This window comes from Phaeobacter cretensis (genome assembly GCF_047372505.1).
Classification (GTDB): Bacteria; Pseudomonadota; Alphaproteobacteria; order Rhodobacterales; family Rhodobacteraceae; genus Phaeobacter; species Phaeobacter cretensis.
On sequence record NZ_JBKBEU010000001.1, the window covers coordinates 3742915 to 3756859 of the forward strand.

Below are 13945 nucleotides of genomic sequence, written 5' to 3' on the forward strand. Positions count from 1 at the left end.
CTCCAGAAAGACTTCTTAGTTGGTGATCTGCGGCGTTACTGACCGGCTAGGATCCAGCTTGAGGCTTTTTCCGCAATCATAATTGTAGGTGAGTTGGTGTTGCCACTGGTGATTTCCGGCATCACCGAGGCATCGACCACACGCAGGCCTTTGACGCCCTTAACCCGCAGATGGGGATCAAGAACCGCGGTGGTGTCGCCATCATGGCCCATTTTGACAGTGCCCACCGGGTGGAAAATAGTGCTCGCGATATCACCAGCAAGCCGGGCTAGATCTTCGTCGCTCTGATATTGCACGCCGGGTTTGTACTCTTCGGGCGAATAGGGCTTCATCGCAGATTGGGTCATGATTTCGCGAACCTGACGCAGGCTGTCTGCCGCCACTTTGCGATCGTCATCGGTGTCCAGGTAGTTCGGAGAAATCAACGGCGCATCGCGGAAGTTAGATGAGGCAATACGAACATGGCCACGGCTGGTTGGGTTCAGGTTGCAAACGCTGACCGTCATAGCCGGGAAGTCATGCAGATCATCACCAAATGCCTCAAGGCTCAGGGGCTGAACATGGTATTCGAGATTGGCATGTGTCCGGCTTGGATCAGAGCGTGTAAACGCGCCAAGCTGGCTGGGCGACATGCTCATCGGGCCGGAGCGTTTGAATAGATATTCCAGCCCGATCTTGGCCTTACCGATCATGGAATTGGCCAGCGTATTCATCGTGCTGGTGCCTTTCACCTTGAACACGGCGCGGATTTGCAGGTGATCTTGCAGGTTCTCACCAACAAACGGCTGATCCATTACCACGTCGATGCCGTGTTTTTTGAGCAGATTCGCTGGGCCGATACCCGACAGCTGTAGAATCTGGGGCGAGTTTACGGCCCCTGCAGACAGCACCACTTCGCGTTTTGCACGCACTGTAACTGGCTGGCCCTCACGGTGGAGTTTTGCACCAACACAGCGCAGCGCACCGTTGCCGTCTTTTTCGAAAGTCAGCTTTTCGACCTGTGCTTCGGTCCAGATGGTCAGGTTCCTGCGCTGCTTTGCAGGGCGCAGGAACGCCTTTGATGTGTTCCAGCGCCAACCGGAACGCTGATTGACGTCGAAATAGCCAACGCCTGCATTATCGCCGCTATTGAAATCATCGGTTTTCTGAACTCCGGTCTCGACCGCTGCGTCGGCAAAGCTGTCCAGAACATCCCAGCGCAGCCGCTGCTTTTCGATCCGCCATTCACCGCCGTGCCCGTGCATGTCTGAAAAGCGGCTATTGTCCCCGGTGACCGGATCTGCGCCATCATCCAGTTTGTAGTGGTTTTCATGAACTTTGAAATCAGCCAGCGAGTTTTCCCAGTTCCAGGCGTCTTCACCGGTCAACTGTGCCCAGTTGTCATAGTCACGTGCCTGACCGCGCATGTAGATCATGCCGTTGATGGAAGAACACCCGCCCAGCGTTTTGCCGCGCGGATAAAGCAGGCTGCGTCCGTTCAGGCCCTTGTCCGGCTGGGTCTTATACATCCAGTCAGCGCGGGGGTTCCCGATGCAATAAAGATAGCCAACAGGAATGTGGATCCAGGGGTAGGTGTCAGGTTTGCCAGCTTCCAGCAAAAGCACGCGATTGCTGGGATCTGTACTGAGCCGATTGGCCATCAAACACCCGGCGGAGCCTCCGCCGACCACAATATAGTCAAACTCGTTCGAACCATCAGACATTGTTGTCATCCACCCATCAGCCGTTTCATTGTCGGTCGTGTGCTGAGAGAAGTGAAGAACAACTCGGTTTCAGGCGCCCAGTTGGCCTGCGGCAGAAAACAGGGTGTTCACGTCACGTCGCCTCCCAGAACGCGATTTCAAAGATCTCTGACGGACAACGCGCAAGAAAACTAATGACAAATCCCACATAGTATTATTAAAAAAATTTATATGGACCGCTATTCTAACATTAACAGTATCTTGGCCTTCGTAACCGTCGCACGGGAGGGCAGTGTCTCACGTGCTGCTGAGGTGCTGAATCTGACACAGCCCGCGATCAGTCATCAGATCAAACGGCTGAGCATGGAAACAGGCATTACGCTATTCACCCGGACGGCGACCGGATTGCAAATCAGTCACGATGGGGCGGCGGTGTTGTCCAAGGCTGAGCAGGTGCTGGACGCGGTGGCTGATTTTCATCGCAGTGCCCGCCAACGTTCTGGACAAATAAGCGGTAAACTGACCATCGGTACCATCGTGGATCCGGAGTTTATCCGCTTGGGGCGCATGCTGGCGCAGTTGCGATCCGAACACCCCGGTATCGAAACCGAGCTGGTGCATGGGGTCAGTGGTGACATTCTGACAGGGCTCAAGCGCGGCCGGATCGACGCCGGTTTCTATCTATGCGGTCCTGACGATCTGCAACAGATGGGGGCAGAGAGCGAGGATCCCATCCACGCAATACGCCTTGCTGACTTCCATTACCGCGTCATTGGGCCAACCGGATGGCAGAAGAAGATCGAAGATCTCAGCTGGTCGCAGCTGGCGACTCTCCCTTGGATTGGAACGCCTGAAACCTCGGTTCACTATCGGCTGCTATCCAAGGTTTACGACGATCTGAGTAGTCGCTTGAGCGTTGTTGCCTTGGTTGATCAGGAAGCTTCGATGCTGGAGATGGTCCGGTCTGGTATCGGCCTGAGCCTGTGCCGCGAATCCATTGCGCTACATCAGAAACAAACCTACGGCCTTGCCGTCTGCAATTCGGTTTCTGTACCAGCGTGTCTTTGTTTTATCGCCTTGCAGCGCCGCAAGGAAAACCCAGTCCTTTCCGCTGTGTTTAACCTGCTGCAAAGCTCCTGGTCGCTGTCATAAAACCACAGCGATCATTCCCGCCTAATAGCTTATAGATCCAATGCTTGGGACGTGTGAAATCGCGATCTCTACGAGATTTTGATAGACGTCTATCAGGAAATGATATACGTCTATCAATTGAACGCGAACACCGCCAATCAGCATAAGGCTGACGGATGAGAAAACCTACTTTACACGATGTCGCCGCTGCCGCTGGCGTCAGCTATGCCACCGCAGACAGGGTGCTGAACAGTCGTGGCGGCGTCGCGCAAAAATCGAAGGATCGCGTCAGGACAGCCATCGCTGAACTGGGCTATCAGCGCGATATAACCGCCGCCAATCTGTCACGCCGACGTCAGTACAAATTCGCCTTCTTGTTGCCCGTTGCAGGTGAGGGGTTCTTTTCCGCGCTACGGGATGTGTTGACCCGTGATCTGACCGCCCGAACCCAAGCTCGCCAACAGATTACTATTATCGATCTACCAGCCTTTGATCCGTCAGCGCTGGTCCGCGCCCTCGATCAATGTGCCTTAGGGAAATACGATGGCGTCTGCCTCGTCGCGGTCGAGGATCGGGCAGTTGAGAGCGCCTTAATCCGCTTGCGGGCGCAGGGTGTCGCCATAGTCACATTGGTCGCCGACAGCGCGCCTACCACGCGCGACGCCTATGTGGGCATCGACAATCACACAGCAGGGCGCACGGCTGGGGATTTGATGGTTCTTGCCCATCGCGGTGGTCTGGCGAATTTGCAGGGACAAATACTAACAATCACCGGGAGCTTAAGCGCCCGAGATCATGCGGATCGTTATGCCGGATTTTGCGATGTCGTCTCGGGCAACCTGCAGGTGTTGCCGTCATTGGAAACCGGCGATGATCCTGTCTTTCTGGAGCAGGAACTGCGCCGCGTATTGATCGACAACCCTGACATTACCGGGATCTATAATCTGGGCGCCGGAATTCCTGGGCTGGTTGCCGCGCTCGCGACCTCCAATATGCAGAGCCGTGCCGAGGTAAACCGCCCGGTGGTTATCAGCCATGAGCTCTGTGCCGCGACGCGCGCCGCGGTTGAGCAGGGCCTCATCGATGCGGTGATTGATCAAAAGCCCGCACAGGAAATCTCCGGCGCGCTGACCACGTTGGTTGCACTCAGCGACGGGCTGCCCATCGACGCTTCGGCAGGGCAGATTATTCCTGCCGTACATTTCAAGCATAATATGCCCCCGCAGCCTGCGGACGGGCCAGAAGAGGGGGCCTGACCATGGCTGGCTATTTCGACGACATCGCACCAATCACCTACAACCCGAATAGCGAAGGCCTGGCCTATCGCCAGTACAACCCGGATGAGGTTGTGATGGGCAAACGGATGGAGGATCACCTGCGGTTCGCCGTCTGCTATTGGCATAATTTTGTTTGGGAGGGGAACGACCCTTTTGGCGGCCAGACTTTTGATCGCCCTTGGTTCCCTGCCGATACCATGGATCTGGCGCGCGCTAAGGCGGATGCGGCCTTTGACATGTTCCGCATTCTTGGTGTGCCGTATTACAGCTTCCACGATCACGACATCCGCCCCGAAGGCGCAAGCCTTGCCGAGAGCCACAAGCGCCTGAACCAGATGGGCGATGTCTTTGCGGAGAAAATGGAAAACGGCGGGCCAAAGCTCCTATGGGGGACAGCCAATATGTTCTCCAATCGCCGCTATATGTCCGGTGCTAGCACTAACCCGGATCCGGATGTCTTTGCGTATTGCGCCTCGACAGTGCGGGCTTGCTTGGATCTTACGCACCGCCTGAACGGCGAGAATTATGTGCTCTGGGGCGGTCGCGAGGGGTATGAGACCCTGCTCAACACGGATCTGTCGCGTGAGCTGGAACAGATGGGTCGCTTCCTGTCGATGGTGGTAGAGTACAAGCATAAGATCGGCTTCAAAGGCGCGATCCTAATTGAGCCCAAGCCACAGGAGCCGGCCAAGCACCAGTATGATTACGACGTTGCCACCGTTTATGGCTTTCTCAAACGCTTTGGGCTAGAGGACGAGGTGAAGGTCAATATTGAACAGGGCCACGCGATCCTGGCCGGCCACAGCTTTGAACATGAAATCGCCTTGGCCAACGCGTTGGGGATTTTTGGCTCCATCGACATGAACCGCAATGATTACCAGTCGGGTTGGGACACTGATCAATTCCCAAATAATGTGCCGGAGGTGGCGCTGGCTTATTATGAAATCCTGCGCGGCGGTGGCCTTTCCGGCGGAGGGACCAATTTTGACGCCAAGCTGCGTCGCCAATCGCTCGATGCCGAAGATCTGATTGCGGCCCATGTTGGGGCTATGGATGTCTGCGCCCGTGGCCTGCGGGCTGCTGCAGAGATGCTGGAGAGCGACGCCTTGGAAGCCAAGCGTCGTGCGCGCTATGCTGGTTGGGAGGCGGAGACTGCCAAAGCCTATTTGGCCGAAGGGGCAACGCTGGAGAGCATCGCTGATCAGGCCGAGGCAGCGGCGCTGGACCCGCAGCCCGTGTCCGGCCGTCAGGAACAGTTGGAAGCACTGGTTAATCGCTTCGTCTGATCTGACCGCGGGCATATATACTGGGGCAGGCCTATAGGGAGGCCTGTCCATTCATCCGCCGCGTGCGGTTGGGAGGGGAAAGATATGTACCTGGGCATTGATCTTGGCACATCGGGACTGCGTGCCTTGTTGACTGATGACACAGGCGTGCCGGTGGCCTCAGCAGAGGCCAGTTATACCGTGCAGAATCCGCATCCAGGCTGGTCAGAACAGGATCCGGCACAGTGGCTTGCGGCGTTGGATAGTGCGATGGAGGCGTTACGGGATACCGTCGGCTATAACCAGATACGCGGCATTGCAGTCGCCGGACACATGCACGGTGCGGTGCTGTTGGATGCGATGGATCAGGTGCTGCGTCCCTGTATCCTGTGGAATGACACGCGTTCGGCGGCAGAGGCGACCACTCTGGATGCCGCCTCGGGCGTGCGAGATGTAAGCGGCAATATTGTCTTTCCGGGGTTCACCGCACCGAAACTTCTGTGGGTGCAACGCAATGAGCCAGAGATTATTGCAAAGACGGCCAAGGTTCTACTGCCCGCAGCTTATATGAACCTACACCTAACCGGTCGTCACGTCGCCGATATGTCAGACAGCGCCGGCACATCCTGGCTGGATGTTGGTGCGCGGGAATGGTCAGAGAAGTTACTAGAGGCGGGGCATATGCGCCGCGATCAGATGCCTGATCTGGTCGAGGGGAGCGCACGTGCCGGGGAATTACGCGCCGATCTGGCCACACGCTGGGGGCTTTCCGGGGCGGTTACGGTTGCTGGTGGTGCGGGCGACAATGCGGCTGCTGCTTGTGGCACCGGGGTCATGGCGCCGGGGCAGGGGTTTGTGTCGCTTGGCACCTCGGGGGTGGTGCTGACGGCGCGCGATGGGTTTCACCCGAATCCGGAAACTGCGGTCCATACCTTCTGCCATGCGATCCCTGACCGGTGGTATCAGATGGGCGTGATGCTCTCTGCCACTGATTGCATGAATTGGCTGGGGCGCATCACCGGCCGCAGTCCTGCTGATCTGACAGCGGGGCTGGGCGATAAGCTGAGCGCACCGGGAGAGGTTAAGTTTCTGCCCTACCTATCCGGTGAGCGGACGCCACATAATTCTGCGGCGTTGCGGGGTGGGTTTCAGGGGTTGTCCGTCTTGACCACGGCTGAAGACATGGCCATCGCAGTGATGGAGGGCGTCTGTTACGGGCTCCGCGATTGCCTTGAGGCGTTGCGCAGTACCGGTGCTGAACTTAACAGCTGTCTGGTGATTGGGGGTGGCAGCAAGTCAGACTATTGGGTCAAACTGCTCGCCACTATTCTGGATCTGCCGTTGAAACTGCCGCACGGGGGTGAGTTCGGCGCGGCCCTTGGTGCTGCACGCTTGGCGCGTCTGGCGGTAACCGGAGAAAATCCGGTTGACGTCATTCGCGCCCCAGAGATTGCGGGAACTGTTTATCCTGATCCATCTCTTCGAAACGGGTTCAAAGCAGGATATGCAGACTTTCGTACACAGGTGGCCGGATTGACCTGACGTCAGCGCGCGGTTGCACATCACGCGATAGGGGGCGGCCGAATCGCTGCCGCAGGATGATCCCACAACAAGTTGCCTCAAATTCGTCACATTGTTGCGTGTGATAGGACAACACGCTGCTATAGCAGCTTGATCGTTTGCGAGATGTGCAGCGCTGGCGAGATATCGCGCATGTGTTGATTGTTCCCATTCTGCGAACAGCCTCTGCAGGAATGCGCAGGTTTGGCCGCTGGCTCGCGCCGAAACTGGAAACAATCGCCGGAAAACACCTTTCAACCACGCGCGAACTGGGCGTTTGCCTTGGTGGTTGCTCTCGAGTGATTAAGATTTTGTTCTTTTTTAGGCATATCTCCGTGACTATGGTGATGACAACGCTGCCGAATAATTGTCGGCGCTCTCTTCATTGCTGCGCTTCGCGGTGTGGCACCAATAAACAAAAAAAGAACAGGCCATCGGCCGGTTGCAGGACCTCTGTGACCGGGGTGGTTGGACTATATCGACGGAGATTTGAGTTGCCCTGTTTTACGCCCGGGACCACACTAGCAACCCCCTTTGGCGCTTGCGCCGTCGAAGACCTGAACGTGGGAGACCGCGTGGTAACCCGTGACAATGGGTTGCAGACCATTCGCTGGATCGGTCACCGGCAATTGGATAGCAACGCATTGCAGACCGCTGCGCATTTGCAGCCTGTGCTGATCGCCGAAGGCGCGCTCGGCAATGGCATGCCGGAGCGTGATCTGTTGCTAAGCCCCAACCATCGTGTGCTGATCAGCAATGACAAAACAGCGTTTTACTTCGAAGATCGCGAAATTCTGGTGGCTGCAAAACACCTGACCGGATTGTCCGGCGTGGATGCGGTTGAGACGACGTTTATTGAGTATATCCATTTTGTTTGCGACAATCATGAGGTGGTATCCGCTGGTGGCGCGTGGATCGAGTGTTTCCAGCCTGCAGATCAATCCGAGCGCGGATTGGACCGCGCCCAGCGAAACGAGGTGCTGGCGCTGTTCCCCGACCTGTCGGCCCAGCAGCCGGTGACGGATTTTACGCCCCGAAAACGTGAGGGCAGCACAAAGGCAGATGCGCAGTGGTTTATCCACTGACAATAGGGGTGGTCAATCTATCTCGGTGCTCGTCTGACTGGCGCGCCACGCGGCCCATGCTTCTGGTGTGTCCAGATCGGTAAGCGCATGCTCATTGGGCAGTGGCACTGGTATGATGTGCTCGCCCTGTTTCTGAGCTCGTTGCAGAATGGCGCGCGCGCCTTGATCCCAGCGCAGCTGGATCAGATCTGCGAAATAGCGATTTGGAAAAACCACCGGATGGCCAAAGCGGCCATCCGCGGCGGTAGCGCGGATAATCTTGTCGGGCTTGTCGCTGGCCGCCGCAATGACTTGTGCCAGATCGGCGGCTGACAGCTCGGGCATATCAGCCGGGACGATCATCACCGCATCGAAGTCTCGCGATAAGCCCATGACACCGCCTCGAATGGACATGCCCATACCGTCTTTGGCATTTGCGACATAGACGGGGGTAACCTTTGGACAATGCGTGCGAAGCAACTCAGAACGTGGATGCTCCGGGTTGGGTAGAGTGACGTAGCAATCCTGACCTGTGGATAATGCGGTCCCGCAAATCCTAGCGAGCAGGGGGATATTGTCTATCTCTTCTAGCAGCTTATCGCGCCCGCGCATCCGGGTCGAACCGCCTGCGGCAAGGATAAGAGTGGCGATGGCAGTCATATAGGTGCCTCCCCGGCGCCAGGCCGGGCTTACGAACACCTGCGGCTGTGGTATTTTTAGCCAGAAAAGGAGGCGGGTCCAGCGAAAGACACGCAGAAAGGTCAGTTATACTGACGGGATGTTTCGCCTGCGAAACAATGTGACCGGAGTTTGACCCATCTGTTGCACGAGAAGCGACCGTCTGCGTGCGCAGAGCTGGCAACAGTGGGAGAAACGGGTCAGAGGTGCTGACCCGTCTTGTTTGATTAGCCACGCATCCGAGCGCCGTCGGCGTCAAACAGTGGTGTCGTGATCAATCGCGCAGGGCGCATTTTTCCAAGGATTTCGATTTCAACCTCCAGGCCATCCTGCGCCAAGGTCCTTGGGATCAGGCCAAGGGCGACAGAGACCTGTGCATGATGCGAGTAGCCGCCGGAGGTGCAGAAACCAACGACTGAACCATCGTGCCAGATCGGTTCATAGGCGGTGACATCCGTGTCTTCAGCCTCCACAACAAAGGCGCAGAGGGTGCGGGCCGCACCTGCAGTGCGTTCTGCTTCGGCCGCGGAACGCCCAATGAAATCAACGTTTTTCTTGAAAGAGATAAAGCGGTCCAACCCGGTTTCAGCGGCTGTATAGTCGGGTGAAAATTCCGACAGCCAAGAACCAAAGAACTTATCCAGCCGGAGCGACATCATCGCCCGCATGCCAAAGGGTTTCATCCCATGCGGCTGTCCTGCGGCCCATAGGGTATTCCAAAGCGCGCGTTGTGAAGGCAGGTCACAGTAGATCTCATAGCCGAGATCACCGGTATAGCTGACCCGCTGGACGATGCAGCTGGCCATGCCCACTGTCAGGCGACGGACATCCAGAAACCGCATGTCTGAGATGTCGACCCGTGTGCAGGCCTGCAAAACCTCCCGTGCATTCGGGCCTGCGATCTGAAAGCCGTTGGTGGTGTCGGAGATATTCTGGATCCGCACCCCATCGCTTTGGTTCTGAAGGAACCAACGCATGTGATAGGCTTGTGAGCCATAGGAGGCGGTGAGCTGGAAATCTTCTTCACCAAGGCAGGAGATGGTGAAATCACCGATCAGACGGCCTTTGGGTGACAACATTGGAGTCAGTGACAGGCGGCCCTGCTGCGGCACGCGGCCCGCCATGATGCGGTCAAGCCATGCACGGGAGCCGGCTCCGGTGATGCGGTACTTTCCGAAATTATGCACTTCGTTGATGCCGACTGCTTCACGCACGGCTTTGACTTCGCGTGCGGTGGCCTCAAACGCGTTGGAGCGGCGGAAGGACGGTGTCTCATATCTCGGCTCATCGCCGGTGGCGAAGTAGTTGGGCACCTCCAGCCCATACTGTTGGCCCCAAACCGCGCCCATCCCGTCAAAGACGTCGTACATCGGTGTGGTGCGGAACGGGCGGGCGGCAGGAAGTTCTTCGTTGGGATATGAGACCGAGAAGCGGCGCTGGTAGTTCTCAATCACCTTGGGCCTTGTGTAGCCGGGGGTGATCCAATCGCCAAATCGGGCGGTGTCCATTGCAAAGGTGTCACGCTCGCATTCGCCCTCGACCATCCATTGCGCCAGCATCAGGCCGACACCGCCGCCCTGGCTGAAGCCGGCCATAACGGCACAGGCGGACCAATAGTTGCGCATGCCAGGTACGGGACCGACCAGCGGGTTGCCGTCGGGGGCAAAGGTGAAGGGGCCGTGGATTACCGATTTTACGCCAGCGCGTTCCAGTGCGGGGAAGCGTTTGTAGGCAAAGGCGATGCTGTCTTCGATCTTGTCGAAATCATCCGGCAATAGCTCATGCCCAAAATTCCATGGCGTGCCGTCAACGGCCCAGGGTTTGCAAGGTTGTTCATAGAAGCCAATACACAGGCCGCGACCCTCTTGTCTGAGATAGCTTTCTCCGGCCGGATCCATCACATGCGGGTGTTCACCGCCGCCGTCGATGATCTGGGCGATTTCGGGCACTTCATCGGTGACGATATATTGGTGTTCCATTGGGTGCAGCGGGAAGTAGATACCCGCCATGGCACCAACCTCGCGTGCCCAGAGACCACCTGCATTAACGATATGTTCGGCATGTATTGTGCCTTTGTCGGTGACCACATCCCATGTGCCATCGGGGCGCTGGTTGGTCTCGGTCACCTTGCAGTGGGTTTCGATCGTGGCGCCGCCCATACGCGCAGCTTTGGCATAGGCGTGAGTGGTGCCAGAAGGATCAAGGTGGCCATCAAGAGGGTCATAGAGTCCGCCGACAATACCATCGATATTGGTCACGGGTGCGATGTTCCGGATCTCTTCAGGAGAGACGATTTCGGTTTCGAGTCCCATGAACCGGTGTTTGGCGCGCTCCGCCTTCAACATATCAAAGCGGTCTTTGTCCTCGGCCAAAGTAACGCCGCCGACATGGTGAAGGCCGCAGGACATGCCGGTGATTTCTTCCAGCTCTTTATACAGACGGATGGTATAGCCCTGAAGGGCGGCCATATTGGTGTCGCCATTGAGCGTGTGAAAGCCGCCTGCTGCGTGCCAGGTGGAGCCTGAGGTCAGCTCGGAGCGTTCCAGCAGCATGACGTCGGACCAGCCCAGCTTTGTCAGATGATAAAGCACTGAGCAGCCCACAACGCCGCCACCGATCACTGCTACCCGTGTTGTCGTCTTCATCTTACGCCTCTCCCTGGCTGTTTGATCTTATTCTGTACAGATGTGTTTAGTAGTCCAGCAAAAACGCGACATGGAATGTCGCAGGAGAGGCTGTCGCAGGAAATATAGCGCGGCCTCGACGATATATGGTTCGCAAAACGAGCAAGGCCGCAGCAACGTGGCTGCGGCCTTGGCCTTTGTTTGTGATGTACCGTGCGCTTGCCTAGTGAAGCGGCCGGATCTTCAGCTCGGTGACGCGGTTGCCCTCGCGCGCAGTGACTTCAAAGCGGAAGTTATGGAAGGAAAATACCTGTCCCACGATGGGAATTGTCTGTGCCTCGTGGATGACCAGACCGGCAATGGTATTGGCCTCCTCATCCGGCAGGGACCATTCGGTTGCGCGATTCAGGTCGCGAATGGTGGTTGCGCCATCAATCAGGTAGTTGCCGTCGCTGGTTTTCTTGACCACTGTTTCTTCGTCCGGATCGAATTCATCGGTGATCTCTCCGACGATTTCTTCAAGGATGTCCTCCAGCGTGATGAGGCCTTGTAGGGTGCCATATTCATCAACAACCAGCGCAAAATGGGTGCGCGCGCGCAGGAACTGACGCATCTGCTCGTCCAAAGTGGTGGTTTCCGGAACAAAATACGGTGGCTTTGTCACGCTGGTGATGTTGAAGTTCCGCAGAGAGGATGCATCCCCATCCGGCCCGCCAATCTGGGCATACATCTCACGCAATAGGTCCTTGGCGTGCAGTACACCCACGATATTCTCGGGCTCGTCCTTATATACGGGTAGGCGCGTGTGGGGCGAGGTAAGACATTGCTCAAGGATCTTCTGTGGGTCGAGACTGGCGTCGACCATTTCAATATTGGAGCGATGCAGCATGATTTCTTCGACAAAACGGTCGGAGAGATCAAGTGCGCCAAGGATCCGGTCACGGTCTTCTTTCTCGACCACACCTTCGGAGTGACCAAGATGCAGGGCGCCTGCAATCTCTTCGCGGACGGCCATGATGTGGCTGTCCGGGTCGATCCGCACGCCAAAGATGCGCAGGACACCACGCACCAGCAGGCGGACCGCGCCCACGACGGGGGCCAATACGGTGACCAGCACGCCAATTGGTGGGGCGACGGCGGCGGCGGCTTTTTCAGCGTTGGAGATGGCATAGGTTTTGGGCAGAACCTCGGCAAAGATTAGCACCAGAAACGTCATCACAAGCGTTGCCAACGCGACGCCGCTTTCGCCCAGGGCGCGGGTGAACAAGGCAGTCGCAAGCGAGGTTGCCAGAATGTTCACGAGGTTATTGCCGAGCAGGATGGAACCGATCAGGCGCTCGCTGTCCTCGGTGATAGCCAGGGCGCGTTTGGCGCGGGAGTTGCCTTTGTCGGCCTGGCTGCGCAGCTTGCCGCGTGAGGCGGCCGTCAGTGCGGTTTCTGAACCGGAGAAACAGCCTGAGAGCACCAGCAGAAAGACAATCGCGCCTGCGGTGGTCCAAAAGGTGGAATCGGCAAAGGTCGTGGTGCTATCCATCATAGTCCCGAAAGAAGTGTTGAGATCACCATGGTTATGGGGTGCCAACCGCGCTGTCGCAAGGGGGGAGGTGCTGCGGTGACGCAGGCCGGGGTGCAATTATCCGGCGTGGTCGTCGTTTGGGTCCGGTTTTGAGGTCTCTTCAGTGTCTGGAGCGCTACGGGCCAGTGGGTGATGTTCCAACACCAGCTCGCTTAGCCTTGCGTCCAAGACATGTGTATAAATCTCGGTCGTGGCGATGTCAGCGTGGCCCAGCAGCGCCTGAATGGCACGCAGGTCCGCGCCATTGGCCAACAAATGGGTGGCAAAGGCGTGGCGCAAAGTATGCGGTGAGACGGCCTCGGGTGGGATGCCGCCACTCACCGCGAATTCCTTGATCAGCAGATAGAATCGGTGCCGGGTCAAATGGCCGGACTTGCCACGCGACGGAAACAAGAAACGGGAGGGAGCAGCTCCTTTGGCGACCGCGATCTCATCTGCTTTGTCGCGCACCGATAACCAGACAGCCAGTGCATCGCGGGCAGGTGGAGACAGTGGCACCATGCGTTCCTTGCCGCCTTTGCCCATGACAAGCAGCATACGCGGATCACCCCTTGCCGCTGCGACAGGCAGGCCGACCAGCTCGCTCACCCGCATACCCGTGGCGTAGAGCAATTCCATCATGCAGGTGTTGCGCAACCGGTCCGATTGGCTGCGTCCGGATTGCCGCGCCGCATCCAGCAAGCGGTCGACTTCAATCACTTCCAACGTTTTGGGCAGCGCTTTTTGACGCCCCGGTCCTTTGATTTGGATCGCCGGATTGTCGGCACGCCAGCCTTCGTCGAAGGCAAATCGGTAAATTTGTTTGATCGCGGAGAGACGGCGGGCGCGGGTGGCGCGTGCGAGGCCTTCGACGTCGCAGGAAATCAGATAATTCTCGACATCCTCGCGGGAGGCCGTCCCAAAGCTGAGCTTCTTATGGGTGAGCCAACTGACCAGATCTTTCAGATCACGCCCATATGCAAGAAGCGTGTTTCGTGCCGCCCCAAGATCCGCAGCCTGCGCGTCAAGAAACGTCGATATCCATTGCAGATCGTCCCGAGGGGCGTTGGGAGGAGGGGAGGCGGTCATTTGGGGTGCAGGTCCATTGT

At 57.4% G+C, this 13945-nt stretch carries 10 protein-coding genes; 5 read left to right on the forward strand and 5 right to left on the reverse strand.

What is annotated here, in order from left to right; all coding sequences use genetic code 11:
* Nucleotides 1-35: 35 nt before the first annotated feature.
* Entirely contained in the window at nucleotides 36-1703 is a 1668-nt protein-coding gene (locus tag ACEWZM_RS17735) for a GMC family oxidoreductase (RefSeq protein ID WP_414007702.1), read from the reverse strand.
* A 210-nt stretch (nucleotides 1704-1913) separates the two neighbouring features.
* Between ACEWZM_RS17735 and ACEWZM_RS17740 the strand changes: the two genes are divergently transcribed.
* The 5 genes from ACEWZM_RS17740 (at nucleotide 1914) to ACEWZM_RS17760 (ending at nucleotide 8000) form a co-directional block, all read left to right on the forward strand.
* On the forward strand, nucleotides 1914-2834 hold the full coding sequence (locus ACEWZM_RS17740) for a LysR family transcriptional regulator (protein ID WP_414007703.1): 921 nt from the start codon (nucleotides 1914-1916) through the stop codon (nucleotides 2832-2834).
* A 155-nt stretch (nucleotides 2835-2989) separates the two neighbouring features.
* Nucleotides 2990-4069: a LacI family DNA-binding transcriptional regulator gene (locus ACEWZM_RS17745; RefSeq protein WP_414007704.1), complete on the forward strand. Its 1080-nt coding sequence runs from the start codon at nucleotides 2990-2992 to the stop codon at nucleotides 4067-4069.
* Between the two features lie 2 nt (nucleotides 4070-4071).
* A complete protein-coding gene (gene xylA / locus ACEWZM_RS17750) occupies nucleotides 4072-5376 on the forward strand; it encodes a xylose isomerase (protein ID WP_414007705.1) in 1305 nt (434 codons plus the stop codon).
* Nucleotides 5377-5460: 84 nt separating this feature from the next.
* Nucleotides 5461-6897, forward strand: a complete 1437-nt coding sequence (xylB, locus tag ACEWZM_RS17755; protein ID WP_414007706.1) for a xylulokinase — start codon at nucleotides 5461-5463, stop codon at nucleotides 6895-6897.
* 512 nt (nucleotides 6898-7409) lie between these two features.
* Entirely contained in the window at nucleotides 7410-8000 is a 591-nt protein-coding gene (locus ACEWZM_RS17760) for a Hint domain-containing protein (protein ID WP_414007707.1), read from the forward strand.
* A 12-nt stretch (nucleotides 8001-8012) separates the two neighbouring features.
* On the opposite strand, the gene ACEWZM_RS17765 is transcribed toward ACEWZM_RS17760, so the two are convergent.
* From ACEWZM_RS17765 to ACEWZM_RS17780, 4 genes are all read right to left on the reverse strand, one after another.
* Nucleotides 8013-8639, reverse strand: a complete 627-nt coding sequence (locus tag ACEWZM_RS17765; protein WP_414007708.1) for a nucleotidyltransferase family protein — start codon at nucleotides 8637-8639, stop codon at nucleotides 8013-8015.
* Nucleotides 8640-8884: 245 nt separating this feature from the next.
* Nucleotides 8885-11302 (reverse strand): GcvT family protein, encoded by a 2418-nt coding sequence (locus ACEWZM_RS17770; protein ID WP_414007709.1) that lies wholly within the window; start codon nucleotides 11300-11302, stop codon nucleotides 8885-8887.
* A 202-nt stretch (nucleotides 11303-11504) separates the two neighbouring features.
* Entirely contained in the window at nucleotides 11505-12815 is a 1311-nt protein-coding gene (locus ACEWZM_RS17775; RefSeq protein WP_414008075.1) for an HlyC/CorC family transporter, read from the reverse strand.
* A gap of 99 nt (nucleotides 12816-12914) precedes the next feature.
* Nucleotides 12915-13925: a site-specific tyrosine recombinase XerD gene (locus ACEWZM_RS17780; RefSeq protein ID WP_414007710.1), complete on the reverse strand. Its 1011-nt coding sequence runs from the start codon at nucleotides 13923-13925 to the stop codon at nucleotides 12915-12917.
* Between the last annotated feature and the right edge of the window lie 20 nt (nucleotides 13926-13945).

Excerpts from the sequence above, each read along its gene's own strand:
- ACEWZM_RS17735 (WP_414007702.1), bottom strand. The coding sequence starts at position 1,703 with ATGTCTGATGGTTCGAACGAGTTTGACTATATTGTGGTCGGCGGAGGC.
- ACEWZM_RS17740 (WP_414007703.1), top strand. The coding sequence starts at position 1,914 with ATGGACCGCTATTCTAACATTAACAGTATCTTGGCCTTCGTAACCGTC.
- ACEWZM_RS17745 (WP_414007704.1), top strand. The coding sequence starts at position 2,990 with ATGAGAAAACCTACTTTACACGATGTCGCCGCTGCCGCTGGCGTCAGC.
- xylA (WP_414007705.1), top strand. The coding sequence starts at position 4,072 with ATGGCTGGCTATTTCGACGACATCGCACCAATCACCTACAACCCGAAT.
- xylB (WP_414007706.1), top strand. The coding sequence starts at position 5,461 with ATGTACCTGGGCATTGATCTTGGCACATCGGGACTGCGTGCCTTGTTG.
- ACEWZM_RS17765 (WP_414007708.1), bottom strand. The coding sequence starts at position 8,639 with ATGACTGCCATCGCCACTCTTATCCTTGCCGCAGGCGGTTCGACCCGG.
- ACEWZM_RS17770 (WP_414007709.1), bottom strand. The coding sequence starts at position 11,302 with ATGAAGACGACAACACGGGTAGCAGTGATCGGTGGCGGCGTTGTGGGC.
- ACEWZM_RS17775 (WP_414008075.1), bottom strand. The coding sequence starts at position 12,815 with ATGGATAGCACCACGACCTTTGCCGATTCCACCTTTTGGACCACCGCA.
- ACEWZM_RS17780 (WP_414007710.1), bottom strand. The coding sequence starts at position 13,925 with ATGACCGCCTCCCCTCCTCCCAACGCCCCTCGGGACGATCTGCAATGG.